The 16325-nt window shown below is 68.4% G+C and carries 17 protein-coding genes and 1 pseudogene; 7 read left to right on the top strand and 11 right to left on the bottom strand.

Annotated features, from left to right (window positions below):
• Nucleotides 1-77: 77 nt before the first annotated feature.
• The 3 genes from AC07DC_RS40550 to AC07DC_RS40540 all read left to right on the top strand — a co-directional run bounded on the left by AC07DC_RS40550 (nucleotide 78) and on the right by AC07DC_RS40540 (nucleotide 1866).
• The gene (locus tag AC07DC_RS40550) at nucleotides 78-956 is read left to right on the top strand and encodes a GNAT family N-acetyltransferase (RefSeq protein ID WP_478919933.1); all 879 of its coding nucleotides are present in this window, start codon (nucleotides 78-80) and stop codon (nucleotides 954-956) included.
• Nucleotides 957-1043: 87 nt separating this feature from the next.
• A complete protein-coding gene (locus tag AC07DC_RS40545; RefSeq protein WP_478919932.1) occupies nucleotides 1044-1331 on the top strand; it encodes a transposase in 288 nt (95 codons plus the stop codon).
• A gap of 340 nt (nucleotides 1332-1671) precedes the next feature.
• On the top strand, nucleotides 1672-1866 hold the full coding sequence (locus AC07DC_RS40540) for a hypothetical protein (protein ID WP_478919930.1): 195 nt from the start codon (nucleotides 1672-1674) through the stop codon (nucleotides 1864-1866).
• A 411-nt stretch (nucleotides 1867-2277) separates the two neighbouring features.
• Here AC07DC_RS40540 and AC07DC_RS40535 read toward each other — a convergent pair whose 3' ends face one another.
• The 5 genes from AC07DC_RS40535 to AC07DC_RS40515 all read right to left on the bottom strand — a co-directional run bounded on the left by AC07DC_RS40535 (nucleotide 2278) and on the right by AC07DC_RS40515 (nucleotide 7746).
• Nucleotides 2278-3450 (bottom strand): methyltransferase domain-containing protein, encoded by a 1173-nt coding sequence (locus AC07DC_RS40535; protein WP_478919929.1) that lies wholly within the window; start codon nucleotides 3448-3450, stop codon nucleotides 2278-2280.
• Between the two features lie 1121 nt (nucleotides 3451-4571).
• Complete coding sequence (locus tag AC07DC_RS40530; protein ID WP_478919928.1) at nucleotides 4572-5786, bottom strand: helix-turn-helix domain-containing protein; 1215 nt, start codon at nucleotides 5784-5786, stop codon at nucleotides 4572-4574.
• A complete protein-coding gene (locus AC07DC_RS40525; RefSeq protein ID WP_478919926.1) occupies nucleotides 5776-6123 on the bottom strand; it encodes a WD40 repeat domain-containing protein in 348 nt (115 codons plus the stop codon). The genes AC07DC_RS40530 and AC07DC_RS40525 overlap by 11 nt, the downstream gene beginning before the upstream one ends.
• A 216-nt stretch (nucleotides 6124-6339) precedes the next feature.
• The gene (locus tag AC07DC_RS40520) at nucleotides 6340-7167 is read right to left on the bottom strand and encodes an SCO6745 family protein (protein ID WP_478919925.1); all 828 of its coding nucleotides are present in this window, start codon (nucleotides 7165-7167) and stop codon (nucleotides 6340-6342) included.
• Between the two features lie 255 nt (nucleotides 7168-7422).
• Nucleotides 7423-7746, bottom strand: coding sequence for a dihydrofolate reductase family protein (locus AC07DC_RS40515; RefSeq protein WP_478919924.1), 324 nt, complete (start codon nucleotides 7744-7746; stop codon nucleotides 7423-7425).
• 291 nt (nucleotides 7747-8037) lie between these two features.
• Here AC07DC_RS40515 and AC07DC_RS40510 point away from each other — a divergent pair, with 291 nt between their 5' ends.
• Nucleotides 8038-8421: a hypothetical protein gene (locus AC07DC_RS40510; RefSeq protein WP_478919922.1), complete on the top strand. Its 384-nt coding sequence runs from the start codon at nucleotides 8038-8040 to the stop codon at nucleotides 8419-8421.
• A gap of 83 nt (nucleotides 8422-8504) precedes the next feature.
• Here AC07DC_RS40510 and AC07DC_RS40505 read toward each other — a convergent pair whose 3' ends face one another.
• On the bottom strand, nucleotides 8505-9548 hold the full coding sequence (locus tag AC07DC_RS40505) for a helix-turn-helix transcriptional regulator (protein WP_478919920.1): 1044 nt from the start codon (nucleotides 9546-9548) through the stop codon (nucleotides 8505-8507).
• 93 nt (nucleotides 9549-9641) lie between these two features.
• Here AC07DC_RS40505 and AC07DC_RS40500 point away from each other — a divergent pair, with 93 nt between their 5' ends.
• The 3 genes from AC07DC_RS40500 (at nucleotide 9642) to AC07DC_RS40490 (ending at nucleotide 11392) form a co-directional block, all read left to right on the top strand.
• Nucleotides 9642-9929, top strand: a complete 288-nt coding sequence (locus tag AC07DC_RS40500; protein ID WP_478919918.1) for a hypothetical protein — start codon at nucleotides 9642-9644, stop codon at nucleotides 9927-9929.
• Nucleotides 9930-9950: 21 nt separating this feature from the next.
• The gene (locus AC07DC_RS40495; protein WP_478919917.1) at nucleotides 9951-10289 is read left to right on the top strand and encodes a hypothetical protein; all 339 of its coding nucleotides are present in this window, start codon (nucleotides 9951-9953) and stop codon (nucleotides 10287-10289) included.
• A gap of 620 nt (nucleotides 10290-10909) precedes the next feature.
• Nucleotides 10910-11392, top strand: coding sequence for a hypothetical protein (locus tag AC07DC_RS40490; protein WP_478919915.1), 483 nt, complete (start codon nucleotides 10910-10912; stop codon nucleotides 11390-11392).
• Between the two features lie 66 nt (nucleotides 11393-11458).
• Here the strand turns inward: AC07DC_RS40490 and AC07DC_RS40485 are convergent.
• From AC07DC_RS40485 to AC07DC_RS40465, 5 genes and pseudogenes are all read right to left on the bottom strand, one after another.
• A pseudogene (locus tag AC07DC_RS40485) lies at nucleotides 11459-11744 on the bottom strand (DUF5701 family protein); the annotation flags it as partial.
• Between the two features lie 40 nt (nucleotides 11745-11784).
• The gene (locus tag AC07DC_RS40480) at nucleotides 11785-12972 is read right to left on the bottom strand and encodes an ABC transporter ATP-binding protein (protein ID WP_478919914.1); all 1188 of its coding nucleotides are present in this window, start codon (nucleotides 12970-12972) and stop codon (nucleotides 11785-11787) included.
• 34 nt (nucleotides 12973-13006) lie between these two features.
• Nucleotides 13007-13837 (bottom strand): carbohydrate ABC transporter permease, encoded by an 831-nt coding sequence (locus AC07DC_RS40475; RefSeq protein WP_478919982.1) that lies wholly within the window; start codon nucleotides 13835-13837, stop codon nucleotides 13007-13009.
• Nucleotides 13837-14763: a carbohydrate ABC transporter permease gene (locus tag AC07DC_RS40470; RefSeq protein ID WP_478919913.1), complete on the bottom strand. Its 927-nt coding sequence runs from the start codon at nucleotides 14761-14763 to the stop codon at nucleotides 13837-13839. The genes AC07DC_RS40475 and AC07DC_RS40470 overlap by 1 nt, the downstream gene beginning before the upstream one ends.
• Complete coding sequence (locus AC07DC_RS40465) at nucleotides 14760-16037, bottom strand: ABC transporter substrate-binding protein (RefSeq protein ID WP_478919911.1); 1278 nt, start codon at nucleotides 16035-16037, stop codon at nucleotides 14760-14762. Before AC07DC_RS40465 ends, AC07DC_RS40470 begins: the two co-directional genes overlap by 4 nt.
• Nucleotides 16038-16325 lie beyond the last annotated feature (288 nt).

Genomic DNA, 16325 nt, shown 5'->3' with positions numbered 1-16325 from the left:
GTGGAGCACATGCGCAGGAGTGCCCAGCAGTTGAGCCCGCGTACTGACCTTTGCCACCTCCTCACGACGGAGACACCTTGTCGCTCCGCATCACCCCACTGACCGACCCCGCTCACGGGGCGCACAGCCGACGCCTTGCATGGCTGGCGTCCGACGCCGATTCCATCCCCGTCGGGACGGCCTTTCTGCGCCTGTTCGATGGCGGACAAGAGCACCTGGCCGAACTGACCCTCCACGTCCATCCCGTGGAGCGCCGCAAGGGCGTCGGCTCCCGGCTCCTCGACACGGCCGTGGCCGCCGCCCGGGACAACGCCCGGCGCTGCGTCAGCGCGCAGGCCGAGGCCGGATCGCCCGGCGATCACTTCCTGCCGGCCCGCGGCTTCCGCAAGGTGCTCACCTTGAGGTTCGCCCGCTTGCCGCTGGCCGACGTGGACGCCATCGCTCTCGCCGAGGTCATCGAGCGTCCGCATCCCGGCTACCGGCTGGCGTCATGGCAGGGAACCGTTCCTGACGCCCTTGCCCAGACGTTTGCCGCCTCACGCCGGGCCATGGACGACATGCCCATGGAGGACACCGACTACGGCACCGTGGCCTGGGACGTGGACCGGGTTCGGGCTGCGGCGAAGGCCATCGAAGAGCGCGGCGACCAGTTGCACACGGTCGTCGCCATCGACACCTGCGACGACTCGATCGCCGGATTCACCGAACTCGTCGTCCCCGGCAATGGCACGGGTGATGGCCAGCACTACGGCACCGGCGTGCTGCCCGAGCACCGCGGACACGGACTCGGCCGATGGATGAAGGCCGAGTCGATCCGACAAGCCCACGGGCGCTATCCAGACCTCGGCGGCCTCCTGACCGACACCGCCGACAGCAACACGCACATGAGACACATCAGCGACAGCCTCGGCTACGCGCCCACGCACACGACACTCCAGTACCAGCTCGACCTGTAGAGACGAGCGGACGGGCCGGACCTGGGCATCACCTCGTCCGGCCCGTCGGCACTTTCACAACAGGCCCCAGGTGGATGATCAAGCGCCGTGGGGCGCGGAGATCTGACGAATGGCCAGTGGGCTCGGCTGGAGCGTTGCTGCCTCTGGCAAGAGGGTGGGGCGGCCGCCGACGTGGACGCGTCGGCAGTTGATCGACGGCATACCTGGCGGACCAGGACCGGTGCGCCGTGGCGGGATGTTCCAGAACGGTACGGGCCGTGGGACCGGGCCGACGACCTGTTCCGCCGCTGGCAGCGCAACGGCACCTGGAAGCGGATCTTCGAGCAGCTCCAGGCCGAAGCCGACGCGAAGGGCCTCAGCAACGAGTGGCTGTGACAAGCGGAGCGGGTCGGGCGGGGGAAAACCCTTCGAGGACACCACCCCTGACCTGCCACGCTGGTGCGATGCTGCTCAAACTGACCGGTTCCAGCTGTTCAGGCAAGACCACGCTCGCTTACTCCGTAGGCGAGCGGCTGGGGCGGCTCGCCGTGCACGACTTCGACGAGCTCGGCGTACCGGAAGGCGCCGATCGCCAGTGGCGTAACCGCATGACCGAGATGTGGGTGCGCCGTGCGCTGGAGTACCAGGACCGCGGAGTCGACCTCCTGCTGACCGGGCAATCCCCGCTGGGAGAGGTCCTGGCCACCCCTCCGCCCCGTTGCTGGATGGAATCGCGGTGTGTCTGGTCGACGTGTCCGACGAGGTCCGGCGCAGCAGGCGCACCCGGCGCGACGCGGGCCGGTGGGACGTTCCGGCGGTTGACGCCTTCCTCGGCTGGGCCGCCTGGCACCGCGAACCACCCGAGGATCCCCGACACCGACCCGACGTCATCGTCGACGACAGCTGGCCTCGTATGGCCTGGCACCGTTGAACCGGGTGGACTGCCGACGATCGGCGATGGTGCATCCACCTGCTCGACACCACCGACCAGCCCGTCGCGGAATCCGTAAATCAGGTTGAGTAATGGGTGACCGAACAGCGCGACGCGCTCCGATTCGGCCGTCTCACCCTCTCGCGGGGCTGGTCAGATCCGACAGCCACCCGAGCCCGACCACGACTCCTGATCGACTTTCACACAGGCCCTAGTTGTGGTGCTGCGGCAGCTGGGCGACTGGCCTGTGCTGTCCTGTGACAGCGCACCTTGAGCGCGTGCCAACGAAGACTGAGCTGCTCTGGTTGAGCGCCTCCTTTGGCTCTCCGGTTACCCAGCCACTGGTTGGCCTGCGGGAATGGCGAAGCCCCTTCCATGCGCCACGGGGGCTGCGCATGGAAGGGGCCGCTGTCAGACAGCCCAGGAGTTCTCTGGGCTGTCGAGCCATGCCGTTTGCCCTTCCGCTGTCACGGTGAGCCCGAACCGGGTGTGATCAGGTTCGCCCTCACCTGTCCACCAGGTGAGGGCCTGCTCTACTTCGTCCCACAGACGGCGGGGCCCCGACTGGTAGACCGTGGCTTCCGGCTCTCCGGTACGGAACTCGACGGCGGCCCATGACGTGCTCGCCAGGTCGAAGAACCATGCTTTCGCGGTGTCCGGGTCCGTTCGGTTGACGACGTGGGCGCAGGCAGGGACTCGCAGGCCGATCACGAACCGGGCCGGCTCGTAACGGTCTCCCAGGTCCGCGAGGGTGATCGAGGTGCTCGTTCTGTCGGCGGTGCCGGGGTATTCCGGAACGTGGTTCCGGAACTGGTTCCAGTCGAGGCGCTGGTCGCGCAGCTTCATGAACTCGACCATGTCCCGGAACGGACCCGATGCGGTGCCGTCCTCCCGCACGGTCAGTTTGATCAACGCGTCCTGGTCGGTGTAGTTGGTGCCCCAGGGGGCGAGGATGATCCCGCCGGGCCGGACCTGTTCCAACCAGCGCGGCGGCACGGCGCGCATGCCGGCGGTGACGATCAGCCGGTCGTAAGGCGCGCCGTCCGGCCAGCCGTCTCGGCCGTCCCCGTGGATGACCTCGGGGCTGACCCCGGCACGGGACAGTGCCGCTCGCGCCTGCTGAGCTACCGTCGCGTCGATTTCGACACTGACGACGTTCTCGTCTCCCAGCCGGCGGGCGAGTAGCGCGGCGTTCCACCCGGTGCCGGTGCCAATTTCGAGCACCCGCATGCCGTCGCTCACGTCCAGGTCGCGGAGCATGCCGGCCACGACAGACGGCATGCTCGCCGAACTGGTGGCCACAGTGCCGGGGTTGGTGCCCGTGTGGTGTCCGTCGTCCCATTGGGTGACCAGCGGGACGTTCGCGTAGGCCACCCGTTCCCATTCCTTAGCGTCCGCGCTGCGTCCGACCGGCACGCTTGCCCGGGTGGTCATGTCGTAGGCCCAGACGAGATCCGGCAGGAACAGCGAGCGCGGTACGGCCCGGAACGTGTCCGCCCAGTCGGGCGACAGGGTTTCGGTGTCGAGGAGGGACCGCGCCAGTTCGTCACTGGCGCGGCCTTCCTGCTCAGAGTTGAGCGTCACTTACGCCGTTTCCCATCTCCAGGCGGGGGCGAACCGTCCGGGGGCGGCGGCGGGGGCGGTTGCCAGGGCTGGCCGGGGGCCTTGTCATCGTCGCCCCCGTTTCTGCACGTCGGTCCAACCATCGTCGGACCTCCCATCATGAATTGGAACGGCCCGTCGGGCGGAGCGCCGAACGGGGATTGTTCCCGCCCCTACCGAGGGCTACCTGTTGCCGCGGGAAAACGGTGTGGTTCACATCCGGTGGGGCGGAGTTCGGACCCGCTCCGGGCGCGCAGGGGAAGCGTTGAGTCCGTCCGCTTGAGCTCTCACGACCGGAGCGGGAGCTTAGGCGGATCTTCGGTGGCGGCCAGTCCCGGGCTGTAGAAGCTGATCCGGGACGCGCACGTCGGAGACTGCCGCGCCGTTTCTCGGTGCCCCTCGATCAGCGGCCATGGCTTCATCCCAGATCTGATCGTGAAGCACCATCAGACAGAATTCGCAGGCGTACATATCCGCGGAGAGGCTGCCGAGGGTCGTCGCCGGCCCTATCCACGCGACACGCGTATCGGCGCGCCCGCACCAAAGCCAGCAGCGACCCCGCCGCCACTTGTCAGCGTCGGACTGGGACGGTGCGGGCGGCCCGGCCAACGTTGCTAATCGCATCAGTGCTGCGCCGCCTTGTGCCGGGTCATGAACACGTTGACGTCCGTCACTTGCGTGAGATCTCGTGCAGCGCGGCGCTCGACGCTCAGGGCGTCACATACGGCGCAGCCAGGCACGGGCCGCGGCGGGACTACGGGCGGAGGCAGATGCACTGGGCCGGAACAAGTGGTTGGCGGTTGGGGTCTCATTCCGTGACTCCCATGCCGTTGGAGGGGAGGCCGGCTCGTTCGCGTTCATCGCGTGCAAGCCTCAGGGCGTCCGGGTCTGCTTCCCATCGCCGGTCAGTGCCAGGTCTTTGCAACACGACCAACGCTCCCGACGGCCGGACCACCATCGCCAGTTCGGCCGTCATCGCGTCCACTACGTACGCGCCTTCTCGGTACGTCGTCATCGTTGACCCTCCGCCGATTCATCAGGCTTTGGATCATCGCGCCGCGCGGCACCTTCCTACAGGGACGCAACGTCCTAGTTACAGCACGCTAAGTAGCGACACCGAGGAACTCGGCGAGCGGGCGCAAGCCGGGCGGGTGTGCTGGCGACTCCCACAGATCGCTGACGATTGACACGGCGAGCGTGTGATGGCGCATCCAAACGGGTGCCACGCGTCTTAGCGCCTCAAGCGCCTTGACGGCTCCCAAAGGGTCGCCCACGTCCGCATGAGCACGGGCGACATCGAGTAGCAGCCAGGTACGCCAGGAAGGGGGCGTGTCTTTGCTGAGCCGCATTCCGCGGGCCAGGTCCAGGGCCTCTTCCGGGCGGGCATGCTGCACGGCGAGACGGACGCGCTCAATGCGTACGGATGATCGGCTGAACACCGACAACAACTTGGTGTTCTCCGGCGGTGGCAGCGTCGCGAGACGCCCGGCAGCACGTTCCGCCGCCGTCATCATTTCGTTGGCCTTGTCGTAGTCTCCGCTCCGTGCCGCGCTAGTGGCCGCTGACATGAGCAGCCCTCCCCACACGCGCACGCCCTCGGCGCTATGGCCGTGCTCTCGTTCCACGCCGTCGGCGGCATGGACGGCCAAGTGTTCCGCGTCGTCCAGCCGGTTCTGTCGCTGATACGCCCACGCAACGGAGTTGGACACCATCGGTGCCAGCAGAGGATCGGACGATCGTTCGGCAGCGGCTATGGCGCGCTCAAGGCTGGATAGCGCAAGATCCGACTTGCCTAAACGGATAGCCAGGTGGCCGCCGAGTTGCAGGGCCTTGCCCAACGCGCCTTGCCCCGCCGCCCGTTCATCGACCGTCCCGACCGCGGCAGCTAGGCGCGCGTCAGCGATGATGCCTGGCAGAGCGCCCATTAGCTGGTCGAACTCGGCGGCGTGGTAGAGCGTCCATGCCTCTGTGATCTCGGCACGCAGCAGGGCCAGGGACAGTACCTCGGCTCCGGCTGATTCCGCAGGCGGAGCGAACAGCGGCGGCATGATCGCGCGCCGCACGGCGACCAGTGCCGGGGGATCAGCCTCACCGTTGGACGGAACGCCGGGGGGATCGCCCAACAGACTTGTCAACTCAACGCCCAGCCCCTTCGCGAGCGCGTGCAGCGTTGGTAGCCGGGCGCTGTGCTTGCGCCTCTGTTCCAACTTCCGTACGACGTCAACAGACACGCCGGATCGCTCCGCCAAACCCTCCTGCGTCAGGTCGGCGAAACGACGCAGGCGACCCAACCGCTCACCCAGATGCTCAGAGGCCATGCCTCCACGCTACGCCGGACGTGTCGTCACGAACGCAGAAAGCCCCCGCACATCGGCTTAGCGCCGGTGTGCGGGGGCGTGGTGGGGCGAGCCGGGCGTACAGCCGTACCGTCTCGTCCTCGCTGCCGGTGGCCAGCAGGGCCCCGTCGGGGGAGAACGCCACCGCGACAACATCCTGCGTGTGGCCGGCCAGTGGGGCGCCGACCCGGGCGTAGCGGGTCGGGAGCCGGGGCTGGGCGGCTCGGCAGGCCCCCGGGGCGGTGGGTCCTAGCCGACCCGCGGCCCGGGTGAGGGTTCCGGGCCGGCTGAGGGGGGCGGGCGGTGAGGCGACGAACATCGCGGTGCCGGGAGCGGGCTAAACGAGCGCTCGGGTCCGCTCCGTGTGGCGGCACGCAGATGCAGGCGGGCCCGGCGGTGCCCAGGCCGACCAACTCGTCGGCATCGGGATGCGGCCAGGAGGTCGACGGTCGGGTCGAGCACCTCGGGCGCGAACACCGGGCCGAGAGCTGGCCGTACCGGACGGCGGACTCCTCGTCCCGTCAGTGGCTGCTCGTCACTGCGACCCCGCGGCCACCAGCGTCGCGGTGATGGGTTCGAGCTGGGCGACCAGCTCGTCGAGCTCGGCGGGAGACAGTGCGTCGTACGGTGGGGCGGCGAGCTCGTCGGTAAGGGCTTCGACGCGTTGCTTGGTCTCGCGGCCAGCGTCGGTGAACCGGCCGTCGGTGTCGACGAGCCCGCGCTCGCGCAAGCCGTCCATGACCACGACCAGCCGCTCCTTAGGCAGGTGATGGATGCGCCCGAACGACTCCGGCGGGTGGATGCCCTGCGCCAGCGCGGAGAGCACATGGGCCTCCGTGCCGCCGATGCGCGCGCCGACGAGAGCGGCGACGTGCCCGTCACCGCGGTGCTCGCGCAGCATGGTCGCGGAATGCCACAGTCGGGCGACCGGGTCGCTCGGCACCGCAAGGGCGCGCATTCCGGCGTACATCACCCGACCTTCTGTGGGCGCGTTCGTCGCGGCTTTGGTGGTCAGGTCGGCGGCGCGCACCAGGCCCGGGGAGTCGGCCAGCTTGTCGCCGAGGATCCGTCGTACGGAGGCCGCGCTGCCCCGCTCCCGTGCGGCGACGGACGCCTCGGGCGGGATCGTCTCCCACGCGCTCGGGATGTGCCGCGCGGCTTCCCCGTCGGCGAAGCTGTAGAAGGCCGCGTGCACGACCTGCGCCGGCACCCGGCCCAGCGGCGCGGCGCGGCTGGCGAAGTAGCCGTCCCAGTAGGTGCGGTGGCCGAGCGCGGCCAGCTCCTCGTTGCACTCGTCGGCGAGGTAGGTGACCAGGCAGATCGGCTCAAGGAGCTCGAACATGCGGCGGGCGGTGTGAGTCATGGCCTTCATCATGCCTGCGGGCCACGCCCCGTGCAGCGGAACGGGCCGCTGGATCAGCGCCTGGATGCGCAAGTCGAACGTCCGACTCTTCGCCAGCTCGACTAGATCTTGATCGAACGGCGGGGCAGCGTAGCGAAACGCCCAGCCAGAGTGATGAGACCAAGCCTTAACAAAATGAGGCTTCTTGGACGAGCATGCTCGGAATAGTTGCAGCGAGGTGACAGGGTCCGCGCCGCAGTTGCGGATCGGGCTCGATCACGGGTGTGCCGCGAAGACGTGGGCGACGGCTCCGCCGCTGAAGACGGTGGTGTTCGTCGGCTCGATGGTGAGCGGCGCGTGGAAGAGCCGCTCGCCCGCACCCAGGACGACCGGGTGGACGACGAGGCGGTACTCGTCGATCAAGCCGGTGTCGACCAGCGATCGGGCGAACCGTGCCCCGCCGTGGGCGAGCAGGTATGCGTTGGAGCGCTCCGGCTTGAGCCGGGTGATGGCTTCGGCCAGATTTCCGTGTGGGCTGATGAAGTCCGGAATGCCAGGGCTAGCGGTGGCAAGCGCCGAGCCCAGTTCAATCCGGAGCATCCCACCCCCATGCGAGTCTGCTGTCCAGCCGTAGCCGCCGCGACTCAGTGAACAGTCAAGCCAGAGCAGCGTCCAGGCCCCTGAGATGGCCTGCAGGACCGATGCCCTGGCGGGCCCTCTCACGGCAGCACCATTCGAACCTCCTCGAATCACTTGGCCGGTGGCCGGGGTGGGAGATTCCATGGATCCGGCGCAAGTATTCGTCAAAGGGTTGCCCCGCATGGGAAGGGAGCGACAGCGACTTCCCGGTTCCAATGGGTCCACCGGCTAAAAACCACGGAGGGAATAGGAATGGGCATCGACAAGAAGACCAGGTTCGGCCTGGCCGCCGCATTCGGCACGGCCGTCGTATTCGCGTTGGGCGCCAATCCGGCCTTCGCGCAGGAGGGCAACTTCACGGTGGGCAGCGGCTCCTGCGTGGCCATCGAGGAGATCCAGCTCCAGTGGTCCGATGGAGCGTGGCACGACTTCATGGAGAACAACCCGATCCAGGCCTCGGCGACTGACCCGTACTGGTGTCGCTTCAGCCTGATCGACAACGGCATCGAGAGATGGCACTCGACGGGCGGCGGGTCCGGCTGGTGGCCCGACGGACCCGGGCACCACATGCAAGCGTGCGTCGATCGCTGGTACAACGGCACCCGCCTGACCCACGCTTGCGGTCCGCTCAATTGAGTCTGCGTGCCCGGCGCCGGGCCCTGGAAATACGGAGTTCGGGACAGGGACTCCCAATCCGCGTTCCCGCGCTGCGGCGGTGCTCACGCTCCGAGCGCGCGGGTGAGCAGCATCCTGCGGTTGTTCGTCGAGGTCTTCGCGAAGATCGATTTGAGGTGGTCCTGCACGGTGTGCTCAGACAGGAACATCTGGCGGGCCACCTTGCGGCTGTCGCCGCCCTTCGCCAGGTGACCGAGCAGTTCGCCTTCCCGAGCACTCAGAGCGAAGGCCCTGGTGAACACGGCAAGCCGCTCGGTCGGCGAGGTCTCCTCGATGGTCACGGCGATATCGCGCCGGTCGCCCTGGTCCGCGTCGCCGATCCGGGCGGCCCGCAGGGTCAGCCACAAGCCCTCCCTCAGGTGGACTCGGGCGCGCGGTGGGTTCGTGTCGACGCCCGCCTCGACGGCCAACAGCTGAGCAGCGGCGTTGTAGGCGCTCGCGGGGACCGGCGGGCGGCCTTGCTCGGGCGGTACCAGCAGACTCAGGAACGCGTGGGTCTCCGGGGTCTGCCCCAGTACTCGCAGGTCAGGGGAGAGCAACAGCACCAGGGGACCCAGGCGCGGCGCGCCGGACGGCCGTACGACGAAGGTGTCCGCCTGGCAGCGGCGTAGCGCCGCGGTCACCGGTTGGGTGATGGAAGCGAGGTACGCGGCCTCCGCGCGACTGAATTCCTGGTCGTAGCGCCACAGGTCGAGAAAGCCCCAGCAGCCGAAGCGGTCCTTGTACACCGTCGAAGCGACGTCCCGCACGCCGTACTCGTGCAGCAGTTCGCGCCACAACGGGCTGCGCGAGGGGTCGCCGTGGCTGCTCAACAGGGCGACGTCGCCGAGCCCCGTCCAGCGGTTGACCTCGGTCAGGTACTTGAGGCGGATCAGACGGGGCAGCGCGGGCAGGCACGGGACGTCAGCGAGCGGCGCACAGCCCACCGAGGTCTCGGGGTCGGTCAGCAGGAACGCGTACCAATCGAACCCCACGGCAGCCCGCAGCTCGTCGAGGAGCCGTAGACGCATCTCTCGGGAGTCACCGCCGGCCTCGCAGAGGCGGACGACGCGATCGTGCGACCGCATGTACGCGGCAGGGCCGGTCACGGTTCGAGTGTATGCCGCGACTCCCCATACTTCTGGGATGTCCCGCGCCCTCGGCCGCTGTCCAGAATGGAGGTATACGACCGAGGAGGAGCCATGTCCACTCTGCACATCGAGCACCCGATCACCGACTTCACCGTGTGGAAGACCGCGTTCGACCGGTTCGCGCCCCTGCGCGAGGAGTCGGGCGTGCGGCGGCACCGAGTCCAGCGCCCGGTCGACGATCCGGCGTACGTGGTCCTCGACCTCGAATTCGACACCGCGGACCAGGCTGAACGGTTCCTCGGAATCCTCAAGAGTCGGGTGTGGTCCTCGCCCGACAACGCGCCCGCACTCGCCGGGGCACCGCAGACCCGGATCCTGGAGACGGCCGAGGAAAGGTGAATCGCCGAGCAGTCCGAAGGCGTGACCCTCGCCCAGCCGGCGCAGATACCGGCCAAGCAACCGTGCCAAGGATCCCAGACCGACAATCAGGCCGGGGCACTCATGATGAATCCCTGCCCCGTCCAGGAATTGGCCGACATCGTGTCGAGCAGAGCCAGGAACGACCCTGACGGCCCAAAGCTCAGTACGAGCCTGGCCGGCGACAACTCCGGCGCGCAGTCGCGGTTCGTGAGCCAGACTGCGCGGATGGAAGCGAGCAAAGCGGTGCAACTGGTCGGAGCGGCCCTGGCGGCGGCGCGCGTTGCCCAGGAGACGGATGACTGGGACGAGTACGGGACCCTGCTGTGGCGGGCGTGTTGACGGATGTGGGTCGCTGCCGCTCGGCCTGGTGCTGATCGCTTCGAGTGATCTGGTCGAGCGGGAGACGGGCTGCGACCTGCTGGACAGGATCTGCCCGGTTGGAAGCGGTGGTGGACGGTCGACCAGGTGTCGAACTCTTGCGCATTCCCGCGACTGCCGCTGGTCCTGAACCGCCAGCTCACGCCTTCGTATTGCTGCCGCAACCGGTCGGGGTACGGGCCGCACTCGCCGACTGGCAGGTATGGGCCGGTGAACTCCCACTCCTGGTACGTCAGTTGCACGCTGCCATGAAGGAGGGGATCTACCGGTCCAGGCTTCACTCCGATGGCGACTGCCGCAGCATCCGCCTCTCGAAGAGCGGGGGTCAGAGGGGGTTCGATGCGGGTTCCGGGTCGCGTCGGCGTCGACCCGGCGGATGTCGAGGCCTGACGAAGGGCGTGGACGACGTGATCGAGAAGCTGTAGAGGTGCAGCAACTCCCCTGCACAGGCTGCTCGCCCACTCCGAAGGCATGGCCTAGGCAAAGCCTTTCGCGAGCTGTTGATCCCCGCCGTCGCGAACCCGACACTGTGTTCTCTGCGCACCCGCTTCGGGGCGTGCGACGGAGGGGACTGCAGGGACATGAACAGATCGATACCGGGCACCGTGGAAGTTTCGGTGCGCCACATCCTCAGCGACCGGACGACGGGCTTCCTCACCCGGACCCGCAGGATCACCTGGCAGGAAAGCCTGTCCCGGGTGCGCCGGCCGGCGTCCGGCAAGCAGAGCGTCGAACTGACCTGCCCCGTGTGCGGCGCCTCCCTCCTGGCCGAGGTCCGCACGGAGGCCCGTACCCGCCGAACCAGCGCCGTATTGCTGGTCCTGGCTGCCCTGAGCGTCATCGTCTTCTTTGTTGCGTTCGGTTACGCCATCCACGAGGGCGGCCGTACCCTGCCCGAGGGCCAGTCGCTCCCAGCCCTGTTCCCCGTCAGCGTCGCTTCGATCGTCGTCACGTTCTTTGCCGCTCCCGTGCTCTTCTTCCAGGGCCGCCGCTACAACGGCGTCACCATGCTGGACGCTCCCAAACCCCGCCGGGTCCACGGGATCATGCCGGTACGCGGCTGAGCACAGGGGACCGTGACGAGGGCGCCCGGCGAGCACCGAGCGCTCCCGCTCACGCGGCCGCGCGCGTCACTCTCGGGCACCCGGGGGATCGTGATTGGTCAGGACTCCATACGCGCTCTGGACCCGGCGGGCTGTTGCGGAGGCGAAGCCCAGCCTGGTGTGCCGGTTGCCCGCCCAGCACCAGCCGTCCTTGGGGGCGTTGCGGCGCTCGCGGCCGTCGCGCCCGGTGCCGTTGCTGATCCTGATCGCCGGGGTACGGGCGTCCAGGGCGCCATGGGATTTACGCAGCGGGAGCTGATGGTCATGACGCAGTGTGATTGCGCTCCAGGACGGCGGGCTGCTGCATCACCCAGTCGGGTGCCCGACAGGCCGGCCGGCTGTGGTTCGGCCGGTCATGCCTCCGCTCGTTCGGGGTGGGTCAGGTTCGTCCCGGTGGCGGGGTCGAACACGTGGATCCGGGGGGTGTTGATCCACAGCTCCAGGGGTTCGCCCTCGGCGGCGCGAGTGGCGGGGCTGAGGCGGGCGACGATCTGGTGTCCCTGCATGCCGGTGTCCGCGCGGCCGGAGTCGGCGGCGAGTTCGGCGAGTTCGGCGGAGCCGGCGGGGCCGCCCTCCTCGGTGAAGTGGACGTAGACGTCGGAGCCGACCGACTCACGCACCTCGACGGTGGCCGTGCACGCCAGTCCGGTCCCCCGCTGCTCGGTCAGGGCGGCGTCCTCGAAGTCCTCGGGGCGGATGCCGACGATGAGTTCGCGGGACGCGTTCCCCTGTTCCAGCACGCGCCGCGCCCGGTCTTCGAGCGGGAGGTCACCGAGCGAGGTCCGCAGGACACCGTTCTCCAGGGTGGCACCGAGGAAATTCATGCCGGGGGAGCCGATGAAGCCGGCGACGAAGAGGTTGACCGGTGCGTCGTAGAGCTGCTGCGGCGTGCCGACCTGCTGGACGAGGCCGCCGCGCATCACCACGACACGGTCGCCCAGGGTCATGGCCTCGACCTGGTCGTGGGTGACATAGACGGTGGTGGTGCCGAGGCGGCGCTGCAGGGCGGCGATCTGCGTGCGCATCTGGACACGGAGTTTGGCGTCGAGGTTGGAGAGCGGCTCGTCCATCAGGAAGGCCTTGGGGTCGCGGACGATGGCGCGGCCCATCGCGACCCGCTGGCGCTGGCCGCCGGAGAGGTTGGCGGGCTTGCGGTCCAGATGCTGGGTGAGGTCGAGGATGCGGGCGGCCTCCTCCACCTTGGCGTTGACGACGGCCTTGTCGGTCTTGGCGAGTCTGAGCGCGAAGCCCATGTTCTCGCGGACGTTCATGTGCGGGTAGAGGGCATAACTCTGGAACACCATGGCGATGTCGCGGTCCTTGGGGGCACGGTCGTTGACGACCTGTCCGTCGATCCGCAGGGTGCCCTCGGTGATGTCCTCCAGGCCCGCGATCATGTTGAGGGTGGTGGACTTGCCGCAGCCGGAGGGGCCGACCAGGATGACGAACTCCCCTTCGGCGATGGTGAGGTTGAAGTCGTTCACGGCAAGGGCGCCGTCGGGGTAGCGCTTGGTGATGCCGTCGAGGACGATCTCGGCCACGGTCTGCCTTCCTGATCCCGCCCGGATGGGCCGGTTATCCCTTGACTGCGCCGGCGGTGAGGCCGGCGACGATGCGGCGTTGGAACAGCAACACGAAGATCACGATGGGTACGGTGATCACCACGGCCGCCGCGGCGATGGACCCGGCGGGCTGCTGGAATTGCGAACTACCGGTGAAGAAGGCGATCGCCGCCGGGACGGTGCGTGCGGCGGTGGTGGAGGTCAGCGAGATCGCGAACAGGAAGTCGTTCCAGCAGAAGATGAAGACCAGGATCCCGGTGGTGAACACGCCGGGCGCGGCGAGCGGTGCGATCACCAGACGGAACGCCTGGGCCGGGGTGGCACCGTCCATCTTGGCGGCCTTCTCCAGGTCCCAGGGGATCTCCCGGAAGAACGCGGAGAGCGTGTAGATCGCCAGCGGCAGCGAGAACGTCATGTAGGGAATGATCAGACCCGGCCAGGTATCGAAGAGCCCGAGCACCCGCTCGATGTTGAACAGCGGCGAGACCAGCGAGATCGGTGGGAACATCGCGATCAGCAGTGACATCCCGATCAGCAGCCGCTTGCCGGGGAATCGCAGCCGGGCGACCGCGTAGGCGGCCATCGTGCCGAGGACGACCGCGATCGTGGTGGCGATCAGGGCGATGCCGATCGAGTTGACCAGCGCCCGGGTGAACTCCGAGGTCTGGAAGATGCCGCGGTAGTTCGCCCAGGTCCACTTGCGCGGAATGAAGTTGCCGTCGCTGAGTGTGCTCGGGTCCTTGAACGAGAGCGCCACGATCCACCAGACCGGGAACAGCGCATACAGAACCACAATGAGGTTGACGACGCTCCAGCTCGTCAGGGTCTTGCCGCGGTGGGACATCATCGCCGCTCCGGTTCGCCGCCCGGCGCCGCGGCGCCGAAGATCTTGATGAAGATGAAGGCGAGGACCGCCACACACAGGAAGATCAGCACCGAGATCGCCGACCCGATGCCGAGGTTGAGGGCGGTGAACAGGTTGTCGTAGCCGAGGATCGAGACCGATCCGGTGTCGTTCGAGCCGCCGGTCAAGACGTAGATGTTGTCGAAGATCCGGAACGCGTCCAGGGTGCGGAACAGCAGGGCGACCAGGATCGCCGGCTTCATCAGCGGCAGGATCACCAGCCGCAGCCGTTGCCCGGATGTGGCACCGTCGACCATCGCGGCCCTGACCGTCTCACCCGGGACGAGCGCCAGGCCGGCGAGCAGCAGCAGCGCCATGAACGGCGTGGTCTTCCACACCTCGGCGAGGATGATCAGTCCGATGGCCTGCCATTGGTCGGTCAGCGGCGCGCTGCCCGCGGGCAGCAGCGCCGCGAGGTAGCCGGTCCCGGGGGTCCACGCGTACTGCCAGGAGTACGCGGCGACGACGGTGACGATGCCGTACGGGATCAGGACGGCGGTACGGACGGTGCCCCGGCCGAAGATGGCCCGGTGCATCACCAGCGCCAGCGCCATGCCGAGAACCAGCTCGATCGCCACCGACACCACCGTGATGAGGGCGGTCACCCACAGGGCCTGCCACCAAAACGGCGAGGACAGCACAGCTCGGTAGTTGTCGAACCAGACCCACCGGGCCTGCCCGGGGAACCGCAGGTCGTAGCGTTGGAGCGAGAGGTAGACCGCGTAGGCGATCGGGTAGGCGGTGACGGCGACCATCACGATCACTGCCGGCGCGCAGAGCAGCAGGCCGAGCCGGCGCTCCTGGCGGGCGCCCTCGGACAGTTCGGACCGGCCGTGCCCGGCGGCGGCCTTCGTGGATGTGCTCACGGGATCAACCCCTTGGAACCGAGGGCGTCCTCGATCTGGCCCCGGAGGTCGGAGACGGTGCTTTCGGGCCGGATCGCGTCCGGTGGCGAGAGGGTGTGTGCGAGGGCGATCGACACGTTCTGATAGGCGGGGGTCCGCGGTCGCACGCTCGCCGTGTCCAGCGCCTTCAGCACGTCGGCGGCGAACGGATAGCTCTTCGTCAGTTCGGCGGCCTGGTAGAGGCTGCGCAGCGAGGGCGGCAGGCCGCCCTTGAGGGCGTTGGTGAGCTGGTTGTCGCGGTTGCGCAGGCACAGGGTGGCCTGGAACGCGAGGTCGGGGTGCTTGCTGTAGGCGCCGACGGCGAGGTCGATGCCGCCGATGGTCACGGTGGCCGGCCGGCCGGCGGTGACGCCGGGGTAGGGGGCCCACTTGAAGTGTGCGAAGAGCTTCGGCTGGTTGGCCTTCATCGACGGGTAGACGAAGGGGTAGTTGAGTTCGAAGGCGGCCGTTCCGGACTCCATGGCGAGCCGGTTCTCGTCCTCCATCTGGTTGGACAGTGACGGGTCCGCGGCGGCGGACCGGGCGGTGTCGCGCATGATTCCGGCGGCGACGACGGCCGGAGGGCCGAGCGAGGGCGCCTGGGCATTCGGGGTGAGGATCGACCCGCCCGCGCTGGTGACCAGAGTGTTGAACCAGACCGTCAGGCCCTCGTACTGGGCACCTTGGATCTCGACATAGTGCGGCTTGCCCGCCTTGGCCAGCGCGTTGGCCTGGGCCAGCATCTCGGCCCAGCTCTTCGGCGGCACCGGCACCAGGTCGTCGCGGTACCACAGGAGCTGGGTGTTGGAGTTGTAGGGGACGGCGTACAGCCGGTCCTTCCAGGTCGCGGTCTGCACCGCGGCCTTCAGGGTGTCCGCGGTCGCCTGTGCCTTCAACGCCCCCGTCCACTCTCGGACCCAGCCCGCCTCGGCGAACTCCGCAGGCCAGGTGACGTCGAGGCCCATGATGTCGACCCCGGCGTCGTGTGCGGCCAGCCGCCGCACCAACTGCTGCCGCTGCCCGTCCGCCGTCCGCGGCAGTTTGTTGTACTGGATCCGGTACTGACCGTTCGAGGCCTGGCTGCACCGTTGGGCCGCCTGTTGCAACGCGCCGGAATCGTCGGGGAAGTTGTACCAGTTCAGCGTCACCGGACCGCCGCCACCGCTGCTTCCGCATCCCGCGAGAGCGGAGGCGAGCAGCGGAAGGGCCGCGAGGGCGGCCGGCCACCGCGCGCGCAAGGTCCGGTGCCTACGCATCTCACACTCCTGGCTGTCGGGAACCCTCCTGAGGTGCTCACGGTAGGGAGACGATCGACACTCGGCCGGTGACACTTCCGAAGTTTCGCCCGAACCGACCGGATGGCCCAGCGCCGCCCCGGTCGGGCGCCGCACTTTGGAGCGCGGGCGGTTTCGATGCCGGGACCGGTGCTGCGGAACGGGTGAGCGGTTCATCGGCTGGGCGGTGATGGTGGCCGACTGGCTTCAGTCGTCGCGTCCGGGACCGCGATCGGGTGCGTTCATGTCCCCGGTTTCGGGTGTGCCGTT

The organism is Streptomyces sp. NPDC045021 (assembly GCF_056432645.1).
Note: the sequence above shows the minus strand (reverse complement) of the source record. Positions and strands in the feature narration are given on the sequence as shown.

Bases quoted from the DNA above. Each gene is read 5' to 3' on its own strand.
- AC07DC_RS40530 (WP_478919928.1), bottom strand. From the start codon at position 5,786: ATGGCCTCTGAGCATCTGGGTGAGCGGTTGGGTCGCCTGCGTCGTTTC.
- AC07DC_RS40525 (WP_478919926.1), bottom strand. From the start codon at position 6,123: ATGTTCGTCGCCTCACCGCCCGCCCCCCTCAGCCGGCCCGGAACCCTC.
- AC07DC_RS40520 (WP_478919925.1), bottom strand. From the start codon at position 7,167: ATGACTCACACCGCCCGCCGCATGTTCGAGCTCCTTGAGCCGATCTGC.
- AC07DC_RS40515 (WP_478919924.1), bottom strand. From the start codon at position 7,746: ATGCTCCGGATTGAACTGGGCTCGGCGCTTGCCACCGCTAGCCCTGGC.
- AC07DC_RS40510 (WP_478919922.1), top strand. From the start codon at position 8,038: ATGGGCATCGACAAGAAGACCAGGTTCGGCCTGGCCGCCGCATTCGGC.
- AC07DC_RS40500 (WP_478919918.1), top strand. From the start codon at position 9,642: ATGTCCACTCTGCACATCGAGCACCCGATCACCGACTTCACCGTGTGG.
- AC07DC_RS40490 (WP_478919915.1), top strand. From the start codon at position 10,910: ATGAACAGATCGATACCGGGCACCGTGGAAGTTTCGGTGCGCCACATC.
- AC07DC_RS40475 (WP_478919982.1), bottom strand. From the start codon at position 13,837: ATGTCCCACCGCGGCAAGACCCTGACGAGCTGGAGCGTCGTCAACCTC.
- AC07DC_RS40465 (WP_478919911.1), bottom strand. From the start codon at position 16,037: ATGCGTAGGCACCGGACCTTGCGCGCGCGGTGGCCGGCCGCCCTCGCG.